Origin of the sequence: Gluconobacter sp. OJA (genome assembly GCF_039638325.1) — a bacterium.
Lineage (GTDB): Bacteria > Pseudomonadota > Alphaproteobacteria > Acetobacterales > Acetobacteraceae > Gluconobacter > Gluconobacter cerinus.
In genome coordinates this window covers 126,246-151,211 of record NZ_JBDIWI010000002.1, presented here as the reverse complement: position 1 = coordinate 151,211, position 24,966 = coordinate 126,246, and the positions used below count along the sequence as shown (strand labels likewise).

The following is a 24,966-nucleotide window of genomic DNA, read 5'->3' as shown; positions in this document are numbered from 1 at the left end:
GGAGCAGGTAAAATGAAGCAGATGCCCTTGGATACGCTCAAGCGCCTGCGGCGCCATGAACTCGAGGTGGTTGAGAAGGCGTTTGGCGAAGCAGTAGCGCGCGAGACTGCTGCTGAAGCAGTGTTGAGCAAGGCCCATCTGCTCCTGATTCAGGAGCAGGGGTTGGCGTCAGATCCACAGGCTGATGACGACGCAGTAGAAGCATTCAGCCGCTGGTTGCCCGTTGGCCAGCGTGCGATCGCTGACGCACATGAGCTTTGCCGGGAGGCAGCACTTGATCGGGATTGTCTTCGTTCGGCTCTACTAATGGCTCAGGCAGCTCTAAAAGCTGTTGAGAAACTGCAGGATAAGCAGCGGCTTGAGATGAATTATCTCGCTCTCCGTAAGGAGCAAGCCGCTCTGGACGAACTGGCTCTGCGTCAGAGGGCCCTATACTGACGTTGCTGAGCGTAAAACGCCTGCGAGTTGGTGTGCCGTTCCAATAAGTGTGCAGGCAACAGGGTGCGTTTCATCACGGACGAATGCGAGAATCAACGTCCGGTCGCTCGGGAAAAGATCGCTTTCAAGGCTGACGACGGGAGCAGTCCCGCCTTCTTCCGACGCTGCCTGAGCGGCATGGGCCAAGAGTCGCGTTACGGCTTTTTCGAGGGCCGGAAGAACGATGGTGTGCGGCTTATCATGTTCTGCGGCGTGGGCGGCAACAAGCTCGTCCCATCCTTCTCTTGTGATGAACGCAGGAACACCATCGGGCGGTGTTTCCCGTTCAGCACGGAGAATAGCCCCAGACTGGGCAAGCCCCAGAATGTTGACGGCAGGGAGTGTGGAAGGATCAAGCACGACAGACATGTCGGCTTTTTATCAGTGAGAAGGTGGGAAAAGAAGGCGCGCCCTGCACAAAGTCAGGGCACGCCCGTAAAAATTAGTGGGGAGGGTTGCCCATGGCCTGCATCAGGGCGTTGACATGATCCGGATGGGCTTTGAAGAGCGCAACGTTGTTCGGGTTGGGAGACGGCATGCCTGCTGGAACCTGTCCGTTGCTTACGGCAAGTGTCATGCCAAAGGTCGTCATGCCCGTGATGAAGCTTTCCGGCGTAAAGCCATGGGATGAGAGCACAGCAGCAAAACCCGGAACCTGACCTGCCTGGCTGATCATTGCCTGCAAGCCAAGCCCCTGAGAGTTGGGGGGCTGGATATTGCGGGCCTGGAGCTCCCCAATCGCGCTCGTGGCACGTGGCATGAAGTCTGCGGGCAGGGCGTAGCGCATGGCGCGCTCTGTGTCGGCCTTGAACTGCGGGGGAACCTGCGCCGGCTGCTGGGCTTGCTGCCCATCAACCTGTGTCTGGCTTGGGTAGCCCTGTGCGTGAGCAGAAAAAGGAAGAGCCGCGCTGGCGAAGAGAGCGAGCGCTGTGAGCGTTTTGATGTTCAAAGTCATGCGTTTACCCATTCGCCGGAACGCATCAGAGGCGTGCGGCTGCCGTTTTTGATCCCATCGAGATCGATTTTATCCGAGCCAATCATCCAGTCGATATGGATCAGGGAGTCATTAACGCCACGCTCCAGAAGCTGTTCCGGCGTCAGACCTTCAATGTCGACCATGCACTTGGTGTAGGCTTGGCCCAGCGCAATGTGGCTGGATGCGTTCTCATCGAACAAGGTATTTCGATAGAGGATTTCGCTTGCGGAAATTGGCGACGAGTGGGGCACAAGAGCCACCTCGCCAATCCGGCGTGCGCCTTCATCGGTGTCCAGAATGCGATGGAGAACGTTTTCACCCTTGCTCGCGTGCGCTTCAACGATGCGACCATCTTCAAAACGGACGGAAATGTCGTCGATCAGGGTACCCTGATGGAATAGCGGCTTGGTACTGCAGACGGTGCCGTTCACACGGGAGCGATGCGGTGTTGTGAAGATTTCTTCGGTCGGGATGTTCGGATTGCAGACAATGCCGTTCAGTGCCTCTTCCGATCCGCCAGCCCAGGCATGGCCATCTGCAAGGCCAACCGTAAGATCAGTACCGGGCCCGGTGAAGTGCAGGGCGTCAAAGCGTGTGTCGTTCATGAATTTGGCACGGGCATGCAGGCTGGCGTTGTGGGCCTTCCAGTCTGCTACCGGATCTGGGACATCCACGCGCGAAGCTTTGAAGATGCCGTTCCACAGCGCCGTCAGTGCATCTTCTGGAGCCAAATCGGGGAAGACCTGTGCGGCCCATGCCGGGGTGGCGCAGGCGATGATGTTCCAGTTCACTGCGAACTGGGTAATGATTTCCATCGCCGGGCGGTTGGCTGCTGAGTTGGCGCGGTTTGCGCGTGAAATCCGCTCTGGATCCTGGCCTGCAAGGAGGGTTGGGTTGGCACCAGTAATGGCCATGCGCGCCGCGCCCTCACGGAAGGCGCGGGCAATACCGTCAGCAAGCCAGGTCGGGGCTGTATCGAAGGCGGCGTCAGAGGCATGGACATAACGGGCGAGTGTCGTCTCGTCATCGGCGTACAGCGTTGTGACGAGTGATGCTCCAGCCTTGTAGGCGTGTTCGGTAACGCGCCGGACCAGCGGAACGGCATCCAGCGGGGCTGTAATGAGGAGCTGCTGCCCCGGCTTGATGTTCAGTCCGACGCGAACTGCGACTTCGCCAAGGCGGTCAAGAAGCTGCTCGTGCGAAAATTGGGAAGTAGCGGACACATCTTGCTCTTTCGCAGTGGAATTCTGTTTTTCATCGTGGGGGCTGCACGACCGAAGTGCAAGAGCATGCCCTGTGCAGTCTGAAGTGGTTGGGCCGCCGTTTTAATGCGGTTGGTGTGGGGCTTGGAGCTGGGACGTGATTAAGTGCCAGATGACCAGCATGGACGGAGAGTGCTGCACGCCGTAGTCTTGCAGGATGCGTCCTGGACTTCATATTTTCGCTGACGATGGTCAGCCGGACCAGCAGCCTTTTGATGTCGCTGTTGTCATGCCCAGCCTGCTGAGGCCCTCATTATTTCACGCTTTGCGGTCGATCTTCGCCCAGAGTGGTGACCTGCGCGTGCAGATTATGATCGGTGCGGATACTACGCCACCAGATGGAGCGCAGGAGATGCTGGAGAGTGCCTGTCAGGCGCGTCCGGAGGGCTGGTCAGTGGACGTGCTATGGCCCGGATATTCCACGTCTGTGCGGCATGGAGGGTTTGGCCGCGCACGTGATGGAGGCGTGCTGCGGAGTGTCCTGAGCCAGCTCTCCAATGCGCGTCGGGTGGCTTATCTGGATGATGACAACTGGTGGGCACCAGATCATCTGTCGTCGCTTCTTGAAGCGATTGATGGAAAGGACTGGGCCTGGTCAGGTCGATGGTTTGTACATCCCAAAACGTTAAGGCCGGTTTGTGAAGATCAGTGGGAATCTGTGGGCCCGGGCGGGGGGCTCTTCCGCGAGTCCTTTGGAGGGTTTGTAGACCCGAATTGTCTGATGATTGATCGGACCAGAGTTCCGGAGGTTCTGGATCTCTGGAATCAGCCTCTTCCGCAGGATCAGGGCGGGATGACGGCAGATCGAAGTGTTTTCAACTGGCTGAAAAATCGGCCCGGCAAACCTACCGGAAAGTACTCAGCATTTTATGTTCTGACGGAAACGGACGGCATGCATCCCGTTCGTCTGCAGTGCATGGGAGAGGCGTGGAACCGGGCAGGCCTGTAAGGCTGCGGCTGCCCGGTTCGCAATTTCACATGGAGCGAATGGTGTTCCGGCGCGGCGCGCGGCGCTGACGCTGCTGGTCCTGCGGTTGGGCGCTCGGGTTGGCGGCGCGGGTAGCCTTGTCACGGGCTGCGGCACGGAGTTCGGTTTCCAGTTCCTTGATACGGCGCTGGACGCTCTCTTTCAGAGCAGGGGATGTGTGAGACTTCATGGAAGCAAGTGTTTCCTTGAGGTCCCGAAGCTGCTTTTCCTTCTCTGCCTGGTTACGGCGGATAGGCTGATTGTCGGACATCTGTCCGTGGAATGCGCGCATGGTCTTGGTCTTTCAGCACGAAACGCCAGAGGCCTCCGCATCATCACTGAATGCGGAACGGTGCGCGAATGCACACCGGGCAGCCTCTGAAAGGTCATGATCGTGAGGGCGGATCAGTCCGCCCAACTGTGGTTCAGGATCGGTTTGTGAGAATGATGGCCCGCAGGGCGTCAATCAGGCGTGTGCAGGCCTCGTCAGTTCCGATCGTGACGCGTAGCCAGTTCTGGATACGCGGGGTTGAAAGATGCCGCACCAGGATCGAACGTTCGCGCAGGGCGCTCGCAACCGATCCGGCCGGATGCGCCGGGTGGCGCATGAGAATGAAGTTGGCACAGGATGGAAGGACTTGGAAGCCGAGATTTTCCAGTTCAGGGACAAGTGTTTTCCGGCTGGCAATCACTCGGGCTGTAATCTCTTCCAGCCAGTCCGTATCCTTGATGGCAGCGATGGCCCCTGCCTGCGCCGGGCGTGAAAGCGGATAGGAGTTGAAGCTGTCCTTGACGCGGATCAGTCCTTCAATCAGTTCCGGTGAGCCAATGGCGAAACCGACGCGCAGCCCCGCCAGAGCATAGGATTTTGACAGTGTCTGAACGACCAGAAGGTTGTCATGACGCTTCGTCAGCTCGATGGCCGAGTCGGCACCAAAATCTACGTATGCTTCGTCGATGATGACCGTCCGGTCCGGGTGACGAAGAGCAAGCGTCTCGATCTGTTCAAGCGAGAGGGCCAGACCTGTATTGGCGTTGGGGTTAGCGACGACAACGCCACCGCAGGGGCCATCATAAGCGTTGATGTCGATCTCGTAGTCGTCGTTTAGCGGGAACTGCTTGAAGGGCTGTTCAAACAGGCTGCAATAGACCGGATAGAAGCCGTAAGTGACGTCCGAGAAGTAGAGCGGTGCGTCATCGTGAAAGAGGGCACGGAACGCGTGAGCCAAGACTTCATCGGAGCCGTTTCCAACGAAAACCCGGTCTGTTGTGACACCGAAGCGCTTTGCGATGGTTTCACACAGGACCGTCGCAGTTGGGTCCGGGTAAAGGCGAAGGTCGTCCGTTGCAGTCTCTCGAATAGCCTCCAGCACCCGCGGGCTCGGACCATACGGAGACTCGTTCGTATTGAGCTTCAGCAGGTTGGTTAGTTTAGGTTGTTCGCCAGGGACGTAAGGGTCCAGAGCGTGGACGCGTTTGTTCCAGAAGCGGCTCATGCGCCTGTTTCCTGATCGAAAAAGCCAGTCACACCCTGTCGCTCTGCGAGGTCACGGGCAGAAACGCCGTCGCCGTCCCGATGATCCGGATTGGCGCCCGCAGACAGAAGAAGCCGTGCCATGTCCGTACGGCCAAACATGATGGCAAACATCAGAGGCGTCCGGCCTGAGAAATTTGCGTGATCCACCTGAGCCCCATTGTCGATCAGGACCTGTGCAATGTCCGTCATGCCTTTGAAGGCGACGCCGGACAGGGCCGTGGCCCCCTTCAGATCAACGGATTCCGTATTGGCCCCGCGTGCGAGGAGTAGCCGCGCGGCGTCCAGATGCCCGTTGTAGGTCGAGACAATGAGGGCCGTGTAGCCGCGACTGTCAGGTGTATCGATGACCATTCCTGCATCCAGGAACTGGGTCAGGAGGTCCGTGTCACCCTCACGGGCGGCGTCAATGAACAGGGCAGTGATCTGTTCAGGCGTAAAATTGACGGTCTGTGCGTTCATGACGGTTTCCACAAGGGGGACATAGTGCCGTTAGGTTAGCGGCTTGCGGGAGGGGGCGAAAGAGCCAGGGTTTCCCCGTTTTCCAGAGCTTTAAAGGGACAGGCACGGTCCTGAAAGGCCAGATTGAGGCGTGCCGCAGGCTCCAGAATAGCTTCATCAGTCAACTGGAATGTCCCGAAGTGAATGGCCATTGCCTGGGTGGGCTTGAGGGTGTCAAAGGCCATGACCGCCTCTTCCGGATTCATGTGAACACGACGCATGAAATTGCGTGGCTCGTAGGCACCGATTGGCAGGATTGCGAGGTCAATCGTGTTCCAGCGATTATGGATCGCGTCAAAGTGACGGCCCCAAGCTGTGTCTCCGGCGAAGAACACGGTTTTGTCCTGAGTTTCGATCATGAAGCCGCCCCAGAGGGCCTTGTTCTGATCGAACGGAGTACGAGCACTTCCATGCAGGGCGGGCGTTGCAGAAATGCGCGCGCCTTCCGCCTGCGTGCTGTTCCACCAGTCAAGTTCGACAATGCGGGGCAGCCCAGCTTTTTCCAGATGGCTGCGGTTCCCCGGCAGCGTAATGCACAGCGGATCACCTTTGCACGCCAGAATGCGCAGGGTCGGGAGGTCCATGTGGTCGTAATGGCAATGTGAAACCAGAATGAGATCGATTGGCGGCAGGTCTTCAAAACAGATGCCAGGTGGCCGGACGCGTCTGGGGCCGAAACTCCGGAACGGGGAGCAGCGTTCTGAAAACACCGGGTCCGTGATGATGCGTAATGGTTCACGTCCCTGCCGGCCGAACTGAAGCAGAACGGTGGCATGGCCGATGAACGTTGCGAGACATTCACCGGGCGCGGGAGCAGTCAGGGTGTGGGGTTTCTGAGGAGGCAGGGCATCAGGCCAGCGGGGACGCAGGCTGAGCTGCCACTTCAGGATATTGCGGAAGCGCTGGGCAGGGGGGCGTCCTGAAACAGCGTTATCCGGGCGCCACGAAGGTGGGTTGAAATAACGTGTTCCATCGAAGTGAGGCGGGTTGTCTTCAAGCACAAGACCGTGTTTCACAATATGGTTTACCCATCAAGCATTGCGTCAGACGTGATATCGCGTCATGCCGTGGCTGCAGAAGGTGCGGGGGCATCATTGACCTTTCCCCCGCTCGTCACAAGCCGGAGACCCCATACCGATGAGTACGCTTCCTGAACTCGGTATCAATACCATCCGCACCCTTTCCATGGACGCCGTCGAGCGTGCGAATTCCGGGCATCCCGGAACCGCAATGGCTCTCGCCCCGGCCATGTATGCGCTTTGGCAGCATGATCTGAACTACGATCCTGCCGATCCGCTATGGCCAGCCCGTGACCGGTTCGTCCTGTCCGTCGGACACGCCTCCATGCTCCTGTACTCGACGCTGTTCCTGACAGGCGTTCGGGACATCCAGGATGGAAAGGTCGTGGACCAGCCAGCTCTCACTGTCGAGGACCTGAAGCAGTTCCGCCAGCTGAGCTCCCGGACGCCGGGCCACCCGGAATATCGTTTCACCTCAGGCGTTGAAACAACGACCGGCCCGCTGGGTCAGGGCTGTGGCAACTCCGTGGGTATGGCCATTGCTGAAAAGTGGCTGGCTGAAACGTACAACCGCCCGGGCTTCAAGCTGTTCGACTATCACGTCACGGTTTTCTGTGGTGATGGCGACATGATGGAAGGTGTGGCTTCGGAAGCGGCTTCAACGGCCGGTCATCTGGGCCTCGGCAACCTGACCTGGGTTTACGATTCCAATCAGATCTCCATTGAAGGCTCGACCGACCTTGCCTTGACCGAAGACGTCGGCAAGCGTTTCGAGGCCTATAAGTGGCACGTTCAGACACTGACGGACGGTAACGACGTTCAGGCAATCCTGAAGGCCCTTCAGGAAGCCAAGAAGGTCACGGACCGCCCGAGCATGATCGTTCTGAAGACGGTCATTGGTTACGGTGCGCCGAAGAAGGCCGGCACGGCATCCGCTCATGGTGAACCGCTGGGCAAAGATGAAATCAAGGGCGCGAAGGCAGCTTATGGCTGGCCGGAAAATGCCGGTGATTTCTATGTTCCGGATGGTGTCCAGGAGCATTTCGCTGAAGGTCTCGGCAAGCGCGGTGCAGCGGCCAGTGCCCAGTGGCGCGAACTGTTCTCGGCTTACAAGGAAGCGCATCCGAAGGAAGCCGCCGAGCTTGAAGCAATCTTCGAGCACCGTCTGCCAGAAGGTTGGGACAAGGACATCCCGGTTTATGAGGCTGATGCCAAAGGCGTTGCATCCCGTGCAAGCTCTGGCCAGGTGCTGAATGCCGTTGCCAAGAACCTGCCCTGGATGATTGGTGGGTCTGCTGACCTGACGCCGTCCACGAAGACGGACATCAAGGGTGGCGGATCGTTCCAGCCGCCGCAGTGGGGTGGCACCTATGGTGGCCGCAACCTGCATTTCGGTGTGCGTGAACACGCGATGGGTTCGATCTGTAATGGTATCGCGCTGTCCGGCATCCGTGCCTATGGCTCCGGCTTCCTGATCTTCTCTGATTACATGAAGGCTCCGATCCGTCTGTCGGCCATCATGGAACTGCCGGTCACGTATATCTTCACGCATGACTCCATTGGCGTCGGTGAAGATGGCCCGACCCATCAGCCGATCGAGCAGCTTGCTCAACTTCGCGCGACCCCGGGCATCATGACGATCCGCCCATCCGACGCCAACGAAGTGGCAGAGGCATGGCGCACGCTGATCCCAATGACGCACAAGCCTGCTGTTCTGGCTCTAAGCCGCCAGAATCTGCCAACCATTGACCGCACGAAGTATGCAGCGGCTTCCGGTCTGGCCAAGGGCGCGTACGTTCTGGCCTCCTGTGAAGGTAAGCCGGATGTGATTCTGATGGCTTCGGGTTCTGAAGTATCGCTGGTTGTCGAAGCTTATGAAAAGCTTAAGGCAGAAGGTGTGAAGGCCCGCGTGGTGTCGATCCCGAGTTTCGATCTGTTTGAAGAGCAGAGCCAGGAATACCGCGATTCCGTTCTGCCGCCTGACGTGATCGGCCGCGTGGCTGTCGAGCAGGCTGCGGCCTTCGGTTGGGACCGTTATGTCGGTCTTGGCGGCTCGATCATTGCCATGAATTCGTTTGGTGCATCGGCTCCTGCCTCTGCACTTCTGACCAAGTTCGGTTTTACGCCGGAAGCAGTTTATGGCGCCGCGAAGCGTCAGGCTGCCCGTAGCAAGTAAGGAGAGAACCTGTGGCGGACACAATCTCTAACACCGGCCTAGACAAAGTGGGCAGTGTCCTGCGGGATCTGGAAAAGCACGGCCAGTCCCCCTGGCTGGACTTTATCCAGCGCAGTTTTACGGAAGATGGCAGCCTCAAGAAGCTTGTCGAGGAAGACGGGCTTCGCGGGGTGACCTCCAACCCGGCCATTTTCGAGAAGGCCATCGGTAAGGGGACGGAATACGATCCCCAGATCCGCAAGCTTCTCGAAGGGGAAGGTCTCTCTGCTGGAGACCTTTACGAGCACCTCGCGATTGATGACATCCGCGCTGCCTGCGGTGTCCTTTATCCGGTGTTCGAAAAGACAAAGGGTCTGGACGGGTACGTCAGCCTCGAAGTCTCTCCGTATCTGGCCTTTGACGCGCACGGCACCATCACGGAAGCCCGTCGCCTGTGGAAGGCTGTTGGTCGTAAGAACCTGATGGTCAAGATTCCGGGTACGGAAGAAGGCACGGGTGCGATCCGCGAAGCGATTGCAGACGGCATCAACATCAACGTGACGCTGCTGTTCTCTCTGGATGCGTACAAGGCCGTTCTGGAAGCTTACATTTCCGGTCTTGAAGCCCGCGCAGCCCGTGGGGAAGACATTTCCCACATCTCCAGCGTTGCTTCCTTCTTCGTCAGCCGTATTGACGCAAAGATCGATGGCGAAATCGATCGCCGCGTCGCTGCTGGTGACAAGGATGCGGAAGCGCTCAAGGCTCTGCGTGGCAAGGTTGCCATCGCAAACGCCAAGGCCGCCTATCAGTATTACCTTGACGTCAAGAAGAGCTCGCGCTGGCAGGCACTTGCTGCCAAGGGTGCAAACCCGCAGCGTCTGCTCTGGGCTAGCACCGGCACGAAGGACAAGGCTTATTCTGACGTTCTGTACGTCGAAGAGCTGATTGGTCCGGAGACGGTCAACACCATTCCGCCAGCAACGTTCGATGCGTTCCGCGATCACGGCAAGCTCCGTGAGAGCCTGACGGAAAACATTGAAGAAGCCCGTCACGTTCTTGCTGAGGCCGAGCGCCTTGGTCTGGATCTGGTCGGTGTCACGGCGAAGCTGGTGAAGGATGGCTGTGCCTCCTTCTCTGAGTCCTTCGACACTCTTCTCGGTGCGGTCGCTGAAAAGCGGGAGTCTGTGCTGGGAAAACGGTTGCTCCACGTCACAGCTGACCTTCCCTCGGATATCCGCGACGATGTTGCTGAATCCGAGACGGCGTGGAGCAAGGAAGGTCTGGTCCGTCGCATCTGGGCGAAGGACGCCTCTGTTTGGACGAATGGTGCTGAAGCCGGTTGGCTGAACTGGCTGACCATCGTTCAGGATCGTCTGTGGCACATCGAAGAGCTGGAACTTCTGGCTCGTGATGTCCGCAGTCGTGGTTTCTCTGACATCCTGCTTCTGGGTATGGGCGGTTCGAGCCTTGGCCCAGAGGTTCTGGCCGAAACCTTCGGTCAGCAGGAAGGTTGGCCGAAGCTGCATGTTCTCGACAGCACCGACCCGCAACAGGTTCGGGCTTACGAGAAGGCCGTTGATCTCAAGAAGACCCTGTTCATCGTGGCCAGCAAGTCTGGCGGCACGCTGGAGCCGAACATTCTGTTCGCGCATTTCTGGACGGTTGCCGGTCAGGCTCTGGGCAAGGCTCCGGGCGATAACTTCATCGCCATCACGGACCCTGACTCCCACATGCAGAAGGTCGCCGAAGAGAACGGCTTCTGGCGCATTTTTTACGGTGATCCAAAAATTGGTGGACGGTTCTCTGTCCTGTCAAACTTTGGACTGGTGCCAGCCGCAGTCAGCGGTCTTGATGTTCGCAAGTTCCTGACCATTACCAATCTGATGGTCGAGAGCTGTGGTCCGAGCGCACCGGCACACGTTAACCCGGGTGTGACGCTGGGTCTGATCCTTGGTCATTCCGCCAAGTGCTTCGGTCGTGACAAGGTGACAATCCTTGCGTCCAAGGGCATTGCGTCCTTCGGGGCCTGGCTTGAGCAGCTTATTGCGGAAAGCACCGGTAAGAAGGGCACAGGTCTGATCCCGATTGACGAGGAAGTGCTCGGCACGCCTGACGTCTACGGCAAGGACCGCGTTTTCGTGGATATCCTGCTGGGCGACGACGTTCCGGATAGTCGTCTTGGGGCGCTACGCGAAGCTGGAGCTCCGGTGATTACGGTGCGTCTGGCAGACAAAAACGAGATCGGGCAGGCCTTCTTTGTCTTTGAATTTGCAACTGCTGTCGCAGGTGCGGTTCTGGGCATTGACCCGTTTGATCAGCCGGATGTCGAGTTCAGCAAGGTTGAAACCCGCAAGCTGACGAACGCTTATGCTGAAACTGGTTCATTGCCAGCAGAAGAGCCGTTCGCGATCGACGGAAAGCTGTCTTTCTACGCAGACGAAAAGAATGCGGGTGTTCTTGGGGGAGGAGACGCTGTTTCCGTTCTCAAGAAGCATTTCAGCCGTGTTGGTGCTGGCGATTATGTTGGCCTTCTGGCCTATATCGAACGCAACCGTGAAACACGGGACTGGGCGCAGGACGTTCGTATGGAATTGCGCGACGTGCTGAAGGTTGCCACGGCAGCCGAGTTCGGTCCGCGGTTTCTTCACTCGACAGGCCAGGCATACAAAGGTGGCCCCGACAGTGGTGTTTTCCTTCAGGTAACTGCGGCTGATGCTGCTGATGTCCCGGTTCCGGGGCATGGTTTCAGCTTCGGTGTCGTTAAAGCGGCACAGGCACGTGGTGACTTCGAAGTTCTCTCGGCCCGTGGGCGTCGTGCCCTCAGGGTGCATATCGATGGACCGTTGGAAGAGGGCCTGAAGACCCTTGCCACGGCAATCCATAAAGCGGTGGCAGGAGCATAAACATGCGGATCGGTATCATTGGTCTGGGTCGTATGGGCGGCAATATTGCCGTCCGTCTGACCCGGCATGGACATGATGTTGTTGTGCATGACCGCACGGCTGCCGTGACGGCAGCGACTGTGGAGCGATCCGAAAAGGGTCGCGCCACAGGCGTGGACAGCGTCGAGGCGCTTGTAAAGGGTCTTGAAGGTGACACGCATCGTGTCGTCTGGGTCATGCTTCCGGCTGGTGCGATTACCGAAGCCTGCGTGAAGCAGCTCGGCACGCTTCTCGGCAAGGGAGATGTCATTATTGATGGTGGCAACAGCTACTACAAGGATGACGTCCGTCGTGCGGAAGAGCTGGCAGCGAAAGGGATTTCCTACGTTGACGTTGGCACGTCCGGCGGTGTGTGGGGCCTCGAACGTGGCTACTGCATGATGTATGGCGGGCCGAAAGAGGCTGCGGATTATATCGATCCAATTCTGGCGGCTCTGGCACCTGGAAAGGGCGATGTTCCCGTCACGCCGAACCGGGATGCGGCCAATCTCGATCCGCGTGCCGAGCAGGGTTATCTGCACTGTGGTCCGTCCGGTTCGGGCCACTTTGTGAAAATGATCCATAACGGCATCGAGTACGGCATGATGCAGGCCTTCGCTGAAGGCTTTGACATTATGAAGAGCAAGAACTCACCCGTTCTGGCCGAAGGTGAACGCTTCGACCTGAACATGGCGGATATTGCCGAAGTCTGGCGTCGCGGCAGTGTCGTGTCGTCCTGGCTGCTGGATCTGACGGCGGAAGCGCTCGCGAAGTCGGGCGAACTGTCCGAGTTCTCGGGTGAAGTTGCTGACTCTGGTGAAGGTCGCTGGACGATCGAAGCCGCCATTGAAGAAAATGTGCCGGCGCCTGTTATGACGGCGGCTCTGTTTACCCGTTTCCGTTCGCGGTCGGGCAATAACTTCGCCGAGAAGATTCTCTCGGCGCAGCGTTTCGGCTTTGGCGGTCACGTCGAGCAGAAATAAGCCCCTCTGACGGATGGGCAAGGGGGAGTGGGCACAGTATGCTCACTCCCCCATTCAATATGGCCGACCGACTGGGGCTTGTATGTCCATTGACCTAGATACCATTCACGCGGAACTTCCAGCGCTTCCGGATACGATCCGGATGGTTGTGTCCGACATGGATGGAACGCTCCTGACACCGGAAAAGACAATCGCTCCCTCTACAATGGCGATGGCAAAGGAGCTCCAGAAGCGCGGTATTCCGCTCTGTCTGGCAAGCGCGCGGCCCCCGGCTGCGATGACAAAATACATTTCACAACTCGGCTTGAGCGGTCAGAACGCGGGTTTCAACGGCGGCATTATCTTTTCGCCGGACGGAACGCCGACAGTGAGCCGTGTCCTTTCGCGTGATGTGCTCTCCGTGGTGCATGACATGCTGCATGTCCATGGGATTGAAACGTGGCTGTTGCGTCAGTCTTACTGGATGGTCAGTGACGCCGCGACGCCGTTTGTCGAGCATGAGCGCCGTATCACCGGGCTGACGCCCCACGCTGTGCCGGATCTACGTCATGAGTTTGACGGGATTGGTAAGGTCATGGGTGTGAGCAACAACTACGACCTGCTTCAGCGTGTCGAGACGGAACTGGCTGTTATGCTTCGTGGTGAAGCCAGTGTGCGCCGTTCCTCCGAAATGCTGCTCGATATTACGCCTGCGCTCGCCAACAAAGGCGAAGCCGTCCGTGAGCTGGCTCTCGCTCACGGTGTAAAGCCGCATGAAGTGGCCTGTCTGGGTGATGCCCATAACGACCTGCCGATGTTTGCTGTCGCGGGGTTGGGCATTGCCATGGGACAGGCTGAAGACGATGTGAGAGCCGCTGCCCAGGTTCTTACTGACACCAATGAGCGTGATGGCTGGGCCAAAGCCATTGAGCGCTACATTCTGCCAAGGGTCAAAAACACATGACGACCGATATCCGTACTGCCACACTGGAAACACTGCCGAGCTCAGAAGCAGTAGCCCTTCGAATGGCGGATCTTCTGGTGGAAGGTGTTTTTGCCAAGACGGACGGCAAGTTCCGTGTGGCTCTGTCTGGCGGTTCGACACCCAAGCGACTTTTCGAACTGCTGGCCGAGCCAGAGCTGGCAAAGCGCATTCCGTGGGATCGTATTGAGATTTTCTACGGGGACGAGCGCCATGTTCCCGAAGGGCATGCGGACAGCAACCACACGGTTGGCCAGTCTGTTCTGATCAGCCATGTTCCGGTTCCTGCCGAGAACGTTCATCCGATCCCAACGGCTGGGACGGTTGAGGCGGATGCGCGTGCCTATCAGAAAACTCTTGAGACTGCATACGGCGCGACGGAGCTGGACCCGGCTCGTCCGCTGTTTGATCTCGTGATGCTTGGTCTGGGAACGGATGGACATACGGCCTCCCTGTTTCCAGGCGAGCCTGTGCTTCAGGAAAGGACGGCATGGGTGGGAACGGCAGCTCCGAAAACCGCACCTTACGAGCGCATTACTCTGACGTATCCTGCCATCCATTCCAGCGCGCTGGTCGTCTTTCTGGTGACCGGGGCATCCAAGGTTGAAATGCTCCAGCGTCTTCGTGAGGGCGATAAAACTCTGCCGTCTGCAAATGTGACCAGTGAAGGCCGTATCGTCATTCTTGCAGATCGTGCTGCAACGGGAGACGCCGCATGAGCTCGGATATGGAGGCGCACAAGCGCACTGCCGCTCGTCGTGCTGCCGATATGGTCAAGAGTGGCATGGTGGTTGGACTCGGCACGGGAAGCACCGCCACCTACATGATCGAGCGGCTCGGTGAGCGCGTGGCAGAAGGCCTTCACATTGTCGGGATTCCGACATCCGAAGACAGTGCCCGCAAGGCTAAAAAAGCGGGTATTCCACTGACGGATTTTTCCGCTCATCGTCAGCTCGATATTGCCATTGATGGCGCGGATGAGGTTCAGCGGGGGCCGTTGCACCTCATCAAGGGCCTTGGCGGGGCGCTTCTGCGTGAAAAGATCGTGGCTCAGGCTTCGAAGATATTTGTGGTGATTGTGGATGGCAGCAAGCCGGTTGATCACCTTGGGGAGCGTGCTCCTGTTCCCGTGGAAGTGATTCCTTTTGGTTGGGAATGCACGGCAGAACGGTTGTCAGCCTGCGGTGCCAAGGGCGTTAAGCCCCGGACCGACCGTGATGGGAACCTGTTCGTCAGTGACAATGGCAACATGATCCTGGACTGCACGTTCGGCCCGATCGAGGACCCGGAAGATCTGGCGCGCCAAATAGACGCGATCGTGGGCGTGGTGGAACACGGCATGTTCCTGAACATGGCGTCTGAAGTTCTGGTTGCGACAGAACAGGGAGTGGAGCGATGGGAACCATAGAGACTGCGCACGTCAGTAAGGCCATAGGTGTCCGGCCGCGTTTTCTGGTCGTGATGGGTGTTTCCGGGACAGGCAAGACAACGATCGCCACCGGCCTTGCCACCCGCCTGGGGTGGCATTTTCAGGAAGGGGATGCGCTCCATCCCCAAAGTAACGTTGACAAGATGAGCTCAGGTCAGCCGCTGACGGACGAAGACCGCAAGCCTTGGCTGGAACTCTGTCGTGACTGGCTGAGCAGGGAAGTAAAAGCGGGTCATGGTGCTGTCCTGACCTGCTCCGCCTTGAAGCGCATTTATCGCGAACAGCTACGCCGCGATCTTCCCGTTGAATTTATTCATATTCGTGTTGCTCGTGACACTCTGGCTGATCGTATGACCCATCGAAAAGGTCATTTCATGCCGCCAAGTCTGCTGCCGAGCCAGCTTTCCACATTTGAAGAGCCTGGTGACGACGAGCCGGTTATTCATGTTTGTGGTGAAGATCACCCCGATGTTGTGCTGGAGAAGCTGATCCAGCAGTTTCGTGATGAAGAAAACCAGAAGGAACTCCATGCGGCTGTTGGTTGATGCAGATGCCTGCCCTGTAAAGGACGAGATTTACCGTGTGGCAGGCCGTTATGGCCTCCAGACGCTGGTTGTTGCCAATCGCTGGATCAATATCCCCCAGTCGCCACTGATTGAGCGTGTGGTCGTGCCGGAAGGGCCAGACGTTGCGGATGACTGGATTGCAGAGCAGGCTGTCACAGCAGACATCGTGGTTACGAACGACGTGCCACTGGCCGTGCGGTGTCTGGAAAAGGGGGCTGCCGTTTTGCGCCCTAATGGCGAAGAAATCGATGATCGGTCCGTGGGAATGGTCTCGGCCATGCGGGATCTGATGCATGACCTGCGCGAAACCGGGGTGATGAATACGTACAATCCATCCTTTGGAAAAGCGGATCGAAGCCGGTTTCTTTCCGCTCTCGATACGCTCATCGTGCGACTCCGCAGGAAAGCTGCCCTTTCCAGAGTGATCCCCAGTTCTTCATAAAACATCCACAGGGACGTCCCCGGAGATGTTCCATGAATCTGGGGATAAGAGTCCGCTGCTGAGGAAAAATCGCCCATGAATCCGTTGCGTCTTGCACAGCTGGAAATGTTCTGTGCTGTCGTCGAGACAGGAACTGTGGTGGCAGCGTCACGGAAACTGAACTGTGTGGCGTCCAACGTGACGGCGCGCTTGCGGGAATTGGAGCAGCTTCTGGGGCGGGAGCTGTTTACGCGGGAAAAGAACCGTCTCTTTCTGACGCCGGAAGGACGATTGTTTCACCAACAGGCCAAAACCGTCGTTGAAGAGGCACGACACCTGACAGATCTCTTTTCTGAAGGTGTGCCTCGCGGGATACTGACTGTTGGCGCCTTGGACGTCGCACTGAAGGAATATTTACCCAGTCGAGTGCCGCAGTTTCTGGCGGCGGCACCGGGCGTAGAGATCAGGATCCTGATCCGGCCGACAGATACACTTGAGCGTATGCTGGTTGATGGCGAGATTGATCTTGCTCTAACGGATGGGCCAATCGAGCATCCCATGATGGGCAGTGCGTTTGCCTTTCGCGAGCGTCTGGCACTTATTTTGCCCGAAGGACAGAAGACACTTCAGTCAGGCCAGACAGTCTTTCTGTTCAATACAGACTGTTTGTATCGCCGGTATTTTGAGGCTTGGCTGGAACAGAAGGGCTTTGGCGGCGGTCTTATCCATACCGTTGAGTCTTATGACGTCATTATGGCCTGCGTAGAGGCGGGGTTGGGAATTTCGTGTATTCCGCAGAGTGTTCTCTCAACTCTGGGGGCTGTCCGTAAGACAGACATCGCTGTGCAGTACCCCGCAGATCTTCAGGGTAGTGATATCTATTCGGTCTGGCGGGAGCCGCGAGTGAGCGTGTTGGCCCGGTTGTTCATGGATAGTCTGGGTTCAATCTCTAAAGACTCATAAATAGTGAACGAAACACTGATTTATCATCACTTTTAATAAAACATATCTCTTGCCAGTGTCGGGCCATCGATTGAACCGGCAGCGGTCTCATGCGTCTGGACTAAAGCGGCGCAGGATGCGCTTCCTGCAAAACAGGAGCACTCATGGCTCAGAAATACGATCTCTTCATTAACGGTGAATGGGTTTCCCCGCAGACGGGAGAATGGATTGCTGTCGAAAATCCTGCCACGAAAGAAACGGTCGGCCAGGCGGCTCGGGGTGGTGAAGCCGATCTGGATAAGGCGGTAGCAGCAGCCAAGGCGGCATTTCCGGCCTGGAGCCGAAAGACAGCGACGGAGCGCGCTGATTATGTCCATGCGCTGAAAGATCTGGTGAAACGGGACAAGAAGGTTCTGGCCCAGATCATTACGTCCGAAATGGGTAAGCCCCTGAAGGAAGCTGAAGTCGAAGTTGATTTCGCAATCGGGCTTCTGCGGTTTTCGGCTGAAAACACGCTGCGTCTTCAGGGGGAAATCATTCCCGGGAGTACCCCGGACGAGAAAATTCTGATTGATCGTGTGCCTCTTGGCGTGATTGGAGCCATTACGGCTTGGAATTTTCCGCTGGCTCTTTGTGCTCGCAAGATTGGGCCGGCCATCGCGGCTGGTAATACGATCGTTGTAAAGCCGCACGAACTAACGCCGCTTGCGTCCCTTCATCTGGCGAAGCTGGTTGAGGAAGCAGGCATTCCCAAAGGTGTCGTTAATATCGTCACGGGGGACGGTCCAGAAGTCGGAGTTCCGCTGGTCGCGCATTCGGATGTGAAGCTCATCACCATGACCGGCTCAACGCCGGCCGGGAAAAAGATCATGGCCGCCGCAGCGAAGACGCTGAAGGAAGTCCGACTGGAACTTGGTGGCAAGGCTCCCTTCCTGGTGATGGAAGATGCTGATCTGGAAAAGGCGGCGGAAGCGGCTGTGCAATCTCGCTTTATGAACACGGGGCAGGTCTGTACCTGCAATGAACGCACCTACATCCATGAAGCGGTTTACGACGACTTTGTGCAGAAGGTTCGCCAGAAGATCGGCGCTCTGAAAGTTGGTTTGCCGACTGACCCTTCAACGGACATGGGCCCCAAGGTGAGCGAAGACGAACTCAACAAGGTTCACGAGATTGTCGAAAAAGCTGTTCGCCAAGGTGCTACGCTGGAAACTGGCGGAAAACGCTTAACAGGCGGTGTCTATGATAAGGGCTATTTTTACGCGCCCACACTGCTGACGGACGTCTCACAGGATATGGACATCGTTCATAACGAGGTGTTTGGCCCTGTCATGTCGCTTATCAAGGTGGCGGATTTTGATCAGGCGCTCGCCTGGGCTAATGACTGCCGGTATGGGCTGTCAGCCTACCTCTTCACGAAGGATCTGGGTCGTATCCTGCGTATGACGCGCGAACTGGAGTTCGGAGAGGTCTACGTGAACCGTCCCGGCGGTGAAGCGCCGCAAGGTTTCCACCATGGCTACAAAGAAAGTGGCCTTGGGGGGGAAGACGGACAGCACGGGCTGGAAGCCTATGTGCAGACCAAGACGATTTATCTCAACGCTTGATGTTGAGAAGGGCAGCCCGAGACCGGGCTGCCCTTTTTTATGAAAGGACCAGAAACATGGTTAAAGTTGCTGCACTGGCCACTGATGGCCTGGAAGAAATCGAACTGACATCTCCACAAGAGGCGCTGGAAAAAGCGGGCGCGACTGTGAGTGTAATCTCGTTGAAAGCAGGCGAGTTTCAGGCGGTCAACATGGACATTTATCCGTCTCGCAAAATTAAAGCAGAGCTGGGTATTGCGGATGCGAAAGCTTCCGATTTTGATGCTCTTTTGCTGCCGGGAGGGCTTGCCTCTCCTGATAGCCTCCGCATGAACCGGGATGTCGTGGCGTTCGTGAAGGAGTTTGTGAAGGCCAACAAGCCGATCGCTGCGATCTGTCACGGAGCGCAGGTCTTGATCGAAGTAAACGAGCTACGAGGCCGTACCGTTACATCATGGCCTGCAATCAAGACCGATCTTGAAAATGCGGGAGCAAGCTGGGTGGACACAGAAGTTGTGACAGACGGCCCTTATGTTTTCTCACGATGCCCCGACGATCTGCCTGCTTTCAACAAGGCGATTATCAAGCATTTCAAGGTGGGGTGATACATCGCATCACCAAGGCTGGACGAACGAGTCATGAATTGGATGGTCGGTCGTCTGGCTTGGAGATGTAATTTTCCAATGATCTTTCACAAACCGATAGCGTAGGCCGCTCCCTTTTAGGGATCGACTGAATGCCTGTCGGGGCGTCAAGACACCTGAGACGGCTGGCGCTTTCATGGTGCCTAGAAGCGCCGGATCCACCTCTACGAAACACCCTGTCTGGTGAGCAAGGTTTTGCAGTCGCTCATCCATACGTTGACTAGGAAGTTCCAAGGAAAACGGGCTCTGCTTGCAGTCGTCTGATGCTTCGATTGGAATGATGTAAGATAATATGGAATATATAAAAATGGATGATAGATGCTTTCAAGAATATTTTGAAAGCATCTTATTCTACATTCCGAATTAATTACTATATTATATAGGAGCTGCTATCCTTTAGTTTTGCACGAACGAAATCTTTTCCATCTTTATCTAGCAAGTCAAAAACTATTTCTGTTACGCATGATAAATCTTTTTTTGTTATCTCTTCATTCCTCGTGGTAATTAACCTATTTGGAAAATTACAAACAAACATGGAAATATGCTGTAAGCGTTCCTTAAGTGTTTCTTCAGTAACATTAACCTTTTCTATATGAAATTTTTCCCAATCTCCTGTTTTTTTTCTGTCGGAAATTATAGTTCCGCCTATATGAACTGGCTCGGAAGTTAAAAAATGTTTTGTGTTAGGATGTCTTAAAAAGAACTGGTTTTCTTTTCCTGTTGGGAAAATTTCATAAGAAAAAAACCGGCGTAATCTGCGATCATGCAGAATAGAAAATCGATTTAAATTTTTAGAAAAAATAAAAATTTTATTTTTATCCGTAAATTTTATACCATATATTTCTTGTAAATTGCCATCATTGGCAACGGTCAGCCCGCGGGAATCAACGCCGCAATATTTATCATGAAATGTTTTCAGCTTAAACAAATTAACGTGTGGGAGTATGTTAATGCTTTGAAAAAGATCCGATTCAAATTTTTCCATTGAAATATATTTGTATTGTTTTCCAAATACGCCAATTTCATTGGCAACTCTTTGGATGGTATTTTCAAAAAAGTATCCCATTGTTTCGCGTAATTTTAAAACATTTTTACTCCCCTTATCATCGTATTCATGTCCCTTATTGTATTCAAGCCATAGATGGGTAGAGGGGTTTATATTTGTTCTCTTTTTAAATCTCTCTACAAAGTGCTCCATGCTTCTGCATTGGAAGTGCATAACCTTTCCATTGGTCCAGTCTGGTTCATCTTCCATGATTCCGACTGTATCTGACCAGGTAAATTTTTTTCCTGAAGAGCTTACGGTTTCTATGTCATTTTTCATTTTGAAAGAATGAACTGTTTGCCATTCTCCGGACCAGTATTTTGGTCGTATGAAAGATTTTGTATGTTTGTTGATGAACTCTTCTTTAGAGAGGTGATGCCTGTAAGAAAAAGTACTTGGCCATGCAGGCTTTGTGATATTATCAGAGCTTCCGTAATTGCACCAATTAAAGCAAATTTGACCCACAGTGGGTTTGAATTCGCCAAGGAAGTCTTTTAGGTTCTGATGTTTTTCTAAAAGAAGATATTCATCACAGTCTAAGAATCCGATCCATTCAAATTCATCTTTGAAGTTATTTATAGCAGAAATATAAACTTCTTTTTGTCTCCATGAGTGAGGAGTTTCTGATGGAGGTAATCTGGTAACTCTAACGTCAAAACTGTTGGAAATATCGGAGAGCGCCTCAAATGTTCCGTCATTGGAATTATCATCGGCAACTATTATTGTGTCGACACCAATGAGTTTGTACCATGATATCCAAGAATATATTTCTTCTACTTCATCTTTTATAAATAAAACAACCGCAATTTTCATTGTACTCTCCGTTTTTAAAATACCAGATCAGAAGCGTTTTTTGTATTTAAATCATGGAGAAAATTTAAAGCCAAGCGGAAAATTTTATTAGAAAAATAGGATGCAGAAGTCTATTTTTGCATTTTACTGAGGGCCTGTTACCTTAATTTCAAGAAGATGAAATCTCCTCTCCACATAGATTGATTTATACGTTTCTGAGTAACATGTGGGTTCTATTTAGAAATTTGTGTCCACGAGATGGCGTCCCAGGGCTGGGTCATCTGTGAAGAACCCGTCGATCCCCATATCCAGGTAGCGGCGGACCTCTGCGATCATACCTTGGGGGTTGCGAGCCGCTGGGCCTGCGTCATTTCGAAGCTGAGCAGGAAGAAAGTAGTTTTCCGGGCGTGCTGTGTAGGAATGAACGAGCAGACCTGCACGGTGCGCGTCATCCACCAGTGTGCTGGGTTCAAGCCATGCGCCTTTGGAATCCCGGGGGATCAGGTCCGTGTTCGATGGGCCGATGACGTCGGCATAATGACGGACCTCCTTGAGGCCGCTCGGTGTCATCAGGTCGCCGAAGGTTGTTGTTTTTCCTGCTGCGGCAAGATCAGGGGGAACCTGTCTGCGTTCACCCATCAGAAGCATCAGCTGTGTCTGTGGGTTGATGGCCAGTGCCTGCTCCCGGATACGGGCGAGGTTGGACGTCTCGAAAGACTGGATTTCGAGCGGGGCCTGGCGCGTATATTCGTGCGCCGCGATGGTCTTGAGGAAGATTGCTTCCGGGTCATGACCAAGGCTGTGAAAATGCGTGGAATGCTTCAGTTCCGGGATCAGACCGAAGGTCTTGCCGGTGGCAGCCGCCTGGGCAGCCACAACTTCGATGACCTCCTCAAACGTCGGGATTTCAAAGCGGTCGTTGTAACGAGTGTTATGGACACGCAGGGTGGCCAAGCGCTCACGGGCACGGAGTGTTTTGAGTTCCGCAAGCGTGAAATCCGTTGTGAACCAGCCGGTCTGCTTTTGGCCGTCGATGGTGACGGTCTTTTTGCGGTCGGCGAATTCCGGGTGATCCGAAACGTCTGTCGTATCGGCGATGTTGCTTTCATGACGGACGACCATATGGCCGTCTTTTGTCATGACCAGATCGGGCTCGATGAAATCGGCGCCGTCCAGCATTGCCTTGGCATAAGCACCGAGTGTGTGTTCAGGACGGAGAGCCGACGCGCCACGGTGAGCAAACACCAGTGGCTTTGGAGCCAGGGAAGGAGCCGCCTTTGCGGAGCGGCTCAGGTGAAGGGCAGGGAGGGCTGCAGAAAGCAGCCCCAGAGTGCGGCGGCGCGTCAGCATGGATCAGTCCTTACAGCGTGGCGTTCAGTGTCAGGAAGAAGCTCCGCGGAGCAACCGGGAAGGCACTGAACTGACCAGAAGTCTGGGTCGCGTTGATGGTGGACCAGGCGTGTGTGTTGGTCAGGTTGGTGATGTTACCCTGAACACGCAGGGCTGCGATGTGTGGGATGCCATGGAACGTGTAGCCGGCGTTCATGTCAAACTGAGCAAATGGGGCGGCGTACATGTCGTTGGTGTAGGTTGCATAACGCTTGCCGGTGACGACACCGATGAACTGGCCATAAGCATTGCCCCAGTTGGTGCTGAAGACGAATTTCTCAGACCAGGCAGGCATACCCACAACGTTCTTGCCAGCCGTATGCACGACTGTCGTGCCGGTGCTGTAGTTATCGTTGTAGGTGGACTTGTTATAGGACAGGCCGTTGTAGAGAGAGAAATGCTCGCCGAAATGGGACGTGAAGGAGAAGTCCATACCATCGGTTGTGACGGAACCGACGTTGGCAAGCGTTGTGGCAGACCCGATGATGGAAGACAGCGTCTGCGTGGTGGCAACAGCCAGAAGGCGGTTCGAGAAGTGCACGTGATAGTATGACAGCTGCCCTTCGATAGACGTCAGCGGGCCAAGATGGATCTGGCGATGCTCACGCAGACCGGTCTCGTACGTCCATGATGTTTCGGGTTTGCCGTTCTTCTTGAAGTCTTCGAACGCAGCCTGACTGGTTGCGCCCCAAGGTGTGGCGTTGCCATAGCCCGCGTCCTGGAAGGAGCGCATGTTTTCCTGAATGGTGGCGAACCACTGTTCATTCGGCGTGATGTTCCAGACCGCACCGAAGGATGGCAGGAACGGACGTTCCGCAGCGATCGTACCACCCGGAGCCGTGACAGCGTAGGACGGAGAAAGCGAGCCCGCCTTTGCCGCAACAGGCAGTGTGCCGTTCGTGTAAACCAGCTCAGACTTGAAACCAGCCGTCAGGGAGAAGTTCTTGGAAACCTGCCAGTTGTCCTGCAGATGGGTGACGAACGTGTTGGTGTAGAAGTTGTTTGTATACTGGTCGATCAGGGCGTTCTGCTGGCGCTCGTATGGTGTGGTCGGGTTGTTGGCATCCAGCGGGTACCAGCGACGAGCCTGCGTATTGTTGTTGCGCTCATACCACCCACCAACTTCGATGGAATGCTTGCCGAGGTGATACCGCAACGTGGAGATCAGGCCGCCGCGGTTGTCCCAGTATTCGGTTGTACGGGTCGCATAGCCGGAGCCGCCGAAAACGGTGTTGAGGTCTTGGCCCGGAAAATACGCTGCGAACAATGTCGGCAGGCCTGCGGCAGAAATGGGGCCGGCGACGACACCTTCTCCCAGATCGTGATGATAATAAATCGAGTTGTCCCAGTGCAGGTTGGCACTGAAATCATGCGTCCATTTGGAATAGGCGAGGAAATCCTCGCGCTGGGCTGCGGAATAGTAATTGCGGTAATTCAGGCCGACGGCGTTACTGTTGGCTTTTGCATAGTTGAAGTCTGGGTACATGAACGGACGGACATAAGTGCCGTAGCCCTGCGGCAGGGTTACGCTGTCTTCGTTCGGTTCAACCTTTTGGGACCAGTCGAAGAAAGCTGAGAAGTGATCATGGGCGCTGTGGTGAACGAACTTGGCATTGACCTGATAGCCGCCCTGATGACCGGCGAAGTCCCACGCGCGTGCATCCTGACGAGCGAATGAGACATAAGCCGAATTGCCATTTCCGAACTCACCCGTGTCGAGACGCGCGAAGGTGCGGAATGTGGACCAGCTGCCAAAGACCTGTTCGATCTGAGCACCGCGCTTGCGCAGTGGATCCTGCGTCGTAAATTCGAGTGTACCGCCGAGATTGGACGTGGATGCCGTGCCCAGACCGCCTGCACCGGTGGCAATGGACGCAGAGCCGATGTTTTCGCTGATGGATGCGCGCTGCGGTGAAAGACCGTTGTAGTTACCGTAGGCCTGATCGCCGAGGGGAATTCCATCAAGCGTATAACCGAGCTGCTCTTTGGCAAAACCATGCACATACAGTGATGAGTTCTGTTCGTTGTTGCCCCAGGGATCAGCATTGTTGAACACAACACCTGGCAGGATCTGAAGCGCCTTGATGGGGTTGATGCCCGGCATGATGCGCTGGATCTGAACGCGGCCAAGTGTCTGCTCGGAACGGGTGCGCTTTGCGGTAATAACCAGCTGTTCCGATCCGCCGGAAACGGCTGCGGCCTTGTGCGCTGCGGTGTGTTTCTTGCTGTTTGTCGACGCGGTGGCAGCTTTGGCTGAAGGCAGTGCCATGCTCACTGCCAGCGGAGAACAGAAAAGAAAGAGCAGCGCGCGGTTGCGCTGGGATTTGGATGACATGGATAGCTTTCCCGTAACGAAGCGGAGTCGGAACGGGCGGAAATTAGTCTCAATATCGTGA

Annotated in this window: 23 protein-coding genes; 13 read left to right on the top strand and 10 right to left on the bottom strand. The window is 55.6% G+C overall.

Going from position 1 to position 24,966, the window contains the following annotated elements; genetic code table 11:
- The first annotated feature begins 12 nt into the window (after window positions 1-12).
- The gene (locus ABDK75_RS11105) at window positions 13-438 is read left to right on the top strand and encodes a flagellar export protein FliJ (RefSeq protein WP_346005926.1); all 426 of its coding nucleotides are present in this window, start codon (window positions 13-15) and stop codon (window positions 436-438) included.
- Here ABDK75_RS11105 and ABDK75_RS11100 read toward each other — a convergent pair.
- From ABDK75_RS11100 to ABDK75_RS11090, 3 genes are all read right to left on the bottom strand, one after another.
- Window positions 430-846: a hypothetical protein gene (locus ABDK75_RS11100; protein ID WP_346005925.1), complete on the bottom strand. Its 417-nt coding sequence runs from the start codon at window positions 844-846 to the stop codon at window positions 430-432. The two genes, ABDK75_RS11105 and ABDK75_RS11100, sit on opposite strands and share 9 nt — an antisense overlap.
- A 73-nt stretch (window positions 847-919) precedes the next feature.
- The gene (locus tag ABDK75_RS11095) at window positions 920-1,432 is read right to left on the bottom strand and encodes a hypothetical protein (protein ID WP_346005924.1); all 513 of its coding nucleotides are present in this window, start codon (window positions 1,430-1,432) and stop codon (window positions 920-922) included.
- A complete protein-coding gene (locus tag ABDK75_RS11090; RefSeq protein WP_346005923.1) occupies window positions 1,429-2,676 on the bottom strand; it encodes an aminopeptidase in 1,248 nt (415 codons plus the stop codon). Before ABDK75_RS11090 ends, ABDK75_RS11095 begins: the two co-directional genes overlap by 4 nt.
- 196 nt (window positions 2,677-2,872) lie before the next feature.
- Here ABDK75_RS11090 and ABDK75_RS11085 point away from each other — a divergent pair, with 196 nt between their 5' ends.
- The gene (locus ABDK75_RS11085; protein WP_346005922.1) at window positions 2,873-3,664 is read left to right on the top strand and encodes a glycosyltransferase; all 792 of its coding nucleotides are present in this window, start codon (window positions 2,873-2,875) and stop codon (window positions 3,662-3,664) included.
- 25 nt (window positions 3,665-3,689) lie between these two features.
- Here ABDK75_RS11085 and ABDK75_RS11080 read toward each other — a convergent pair whose 3' ends face one another.
- From ABDK75_RS11080 to ABDK75_RS11065, 4 genes are all read right to left on the bottom strand, one after another.
- Window positions 3,690-3,974, bottom strand: a complete 285-nt coding sequence (locus tag ABDK75_RS11080) for a hypothetical protein (RefSeq protein WP_046899925.1) — start codon at window positions 3,972-3,974, stop codon at window positions 3,690-3,692.
- Window positions 3,975-4,107: 133 nt separating this feature from the next.
- Entirely contained in the window at window positions 4,108-5,178 is a 1,071-nt protein-coding gene (gene hisC / locus ABDK75_RS11075; RefSeq protein WP_099210660.1) for a histidinol-phosphate transaminase, read from the bottom strand.
- Window positions 5,175-5,678 (bottom strand): ankyrin repeat domain-containing protein, encoded by a 504-nt coding sequence (locus tag ABDK75_RS11070; protein ID WP_046899923.1) that lies wholly within the window; start codon window positions 5,676-5,678, stop codon window positions 5,175-5,177. Before ABDK75_RS11070 ends, hisC begins: the two co-directional genes overlap by 4 nt.
- A gap of 35 nt (window positions 5,679-5,713) precedes the next feature.
- Window positions 5,714-6,733: an MBL fold metallo-hydrolase gene (locus tag ABDK75_RS11065; protein WP_339405660.1), complete on the bottom strand. Its 1,020-nt coding sequence runs from the start codon at window positions 6,731-6,733 to the stop codon at window positions 5,714-5,716.
- A 121-nt stretch (window positions 6,734-6,854) separates the two neighbouring features.
- Here ABDK75_RS11065 and tkt point away from each other — a divergent pair, with 121 nt between their 5' ends.
- The 11 genes from tkt to ABDK75_RS11010 all read left to right on the top strand — a co-directional run bounded on the left by tkt (window position 6,855) and on the right by ABDK75_RS11010 (window position 19,305).
- On the top strand, window positions 6,855-8,912 hold the full coding sequence (gene tkt / locus ABDK75_RS11060; RefSeq protein WP_346005921.1) for a transketolase: 2,058 nt from the start codon (window positions 6,855-6,857) through the stop codon (window positions 8,910-8,912).
- An 11-nt stretch (window positions 8,913-8,923) separates the two neighbouring features.
- Window positions 8,924-11,794: a bifunctional transaldolase/phosoglucose isomerase gene (locus tag ABDK75_RS11055; RefSeq protein ID WP_346005920.1), complete on the top strand. Its 2,871-nt coding sequence runs from the start codon at window positions 8,924-8,926 to the stop codon at window positions 11,792-11,794.
- Window positions 11,795-11,796: 2 nt separating this feature from the next.
- Complete coding sequence (gnd, locus tag ABDK75_RS11050) at window positions 11,797-12,795, top strand: phosphogluconate dehydrogenase (NAD(+)-dependent, decarboxylating) (protein ID WP_211497756.1); 999 nt, start codon at window positions 11,797-11,799, stop codon at window positions 12,793-12,795.
- An 82-nt stretch (window positions 12,796-12,877) separates the two neighbouring features.
- Window positions 12,878-13,738 carry a Cof-type HAD-IIB family hydrolase gene (locus tag ABDK75_RS11045; protein ID WP_099210652.1) on the top strand — a complete coding sequence of 287 codons (861 nt, stop codon included), beginning with the start codon at window positions 12,878-12,880 and terminating at the stop codon, window positions 13,736-13,738.
- Window positions 13,735-14,475, top strand: coding sequence for a 6-phosphogluconolactonase (gene pgl / locus ABDK75_RS11040; protein ID WP_346005919.1), 741 nt, complete (start codon window positions 13,735-13,737; stop codon window positions 14,473-14,475). Before ABDK75_RS11045 ends, pgl begins: the two co-directional genes overlap by 4 nt.
- Window positions 14,472-15,164 (top strand): ribose-5-phosphate isomerase RpiA, encoded by a 693-nt coding sequence (rpiA, locus tag ABDK75_RS11035; RefSeq protein ID WP_046899916.1) that lies wholly within the window; start codon window positions 14,472-14,474, stop codon window positions 15,162-15,164. Before pgl ends, rpiA begins: the two co-directional genes overlap by 4 nt.
- Window positions 15,152-15,730 carry a gluconokinase gene (locus ABDK75_RS11030; RefSeq protein ID WP_317214800.1) on the top strand — a complete coding sequence of 193 codons (579 nt, stop codon included), beginning with the start codon at window positions 15,152-15,154 and terminating at the stop codon, window positions 15,728-15,730. Before rpiA ends, ABDK75_RS11030 begins: the two co-directional genes overlap by 13 nt.
- Window positions 15,714-16,193 (top strand): YaiI/YqxD family protein, encoded by a 480-nt coding sequence (locus ABDK75_RS11025; RefSeq protein WP_099210648.1) that lies wholly within the window; start codon window positions 15,714-15,716, stop codon window positions 16,191-16,193. Before ABDK75_RS11030 ends, ABDK75_RS11025 begins: the two co-directional genes overlap by 17 nt.
- 75 nt (window positions 16,194-16,268) lie before the next feature.
- Window positions 16,269-17,135, top strand: a complete 867-nt coding sequence (locus tag ABDK75_RS11020; protein ID WP_346005918.1) for a LysR family transcriptional regulator — start codon at window positions 16,269-16,271, stop codon at window positions 17,133-17,135.
- A 143-nt stretch (window positions 17,136-17,278) separates the two neighbouring features.
- Window positions 17,279-18,721 carry an aldehyde dehydrogenase gene (aldA, locus tag ABDK75_RS11015; protein ID WP_346005917.1) on the top strand — a complete coding sequence of 481 codons (1,443 nt, stop codon included), beginning with the start codon at window positions 17,279-17,281 and terminating at the stop codon, window positions 18,719-18,721.
- Between the two features lie 56 nt (window positions 18,722-18,777).
- Window positions 18,778-19,305: a type 1 glutamine amidotransferase domain-containing protein gene (locus ABDK75_RS11010; protein WP_346005916.1), complete on the top strand. Its 528-nt coding sequence runs from the start codon at window positions 18,778-18,780 to the stop codon at window positions 19,303-19,305.
- A gap of 409 nt (window positions 19,306-19,714) precedes the next feature.
- Here ABDK75_RS11010 and ABDK75_RS11005 read toward each other — a convergent pair whose 3' ends face one another.
- The 3 genes from ABDK75_RS11005 to ABDK75_RS10995 form a co-directional block, all read right to left on the bottom strand.
- Entirely contained in the window at window positions 19,715-21,202 is a 1,488-nt protein-coding gene (locus ABDK75_RS11005; protein ID WP_346005915.1) for a glycosyltransferase family 2 protein, read from the bottom strand.
- A 216-nt stretch (window positions 21,203-21,418) separates the two neighbouring features.
- On the bottom strand, window positions 21,419-22,531 hold the full coding sequence (locus ABDK75_RS11000) for a glycerophosphodiester phosphodiesterase (RefSeq protein WP_346005914.1): 1,113 nt from the start codon (window positions 22,529-22,531) through the stop codon (window positions 21,419-21,421).
- 10 nt (window positions 22,532-22,541) lie between these two features.
- On the bottom strand, window positions 22,542-24,905 hold the full coding sequence (locus ABDK75_RS10995) for a TonB-dependent receptor (protein WP_099210634.1): 2,364 nt from the start codon (window positions 24,903-24,905) through the stop codon (window positions 22,542-22,544).
- Between the last annotated feature and the right edge of the window lie 61 nt (window positions 24,906-24,966).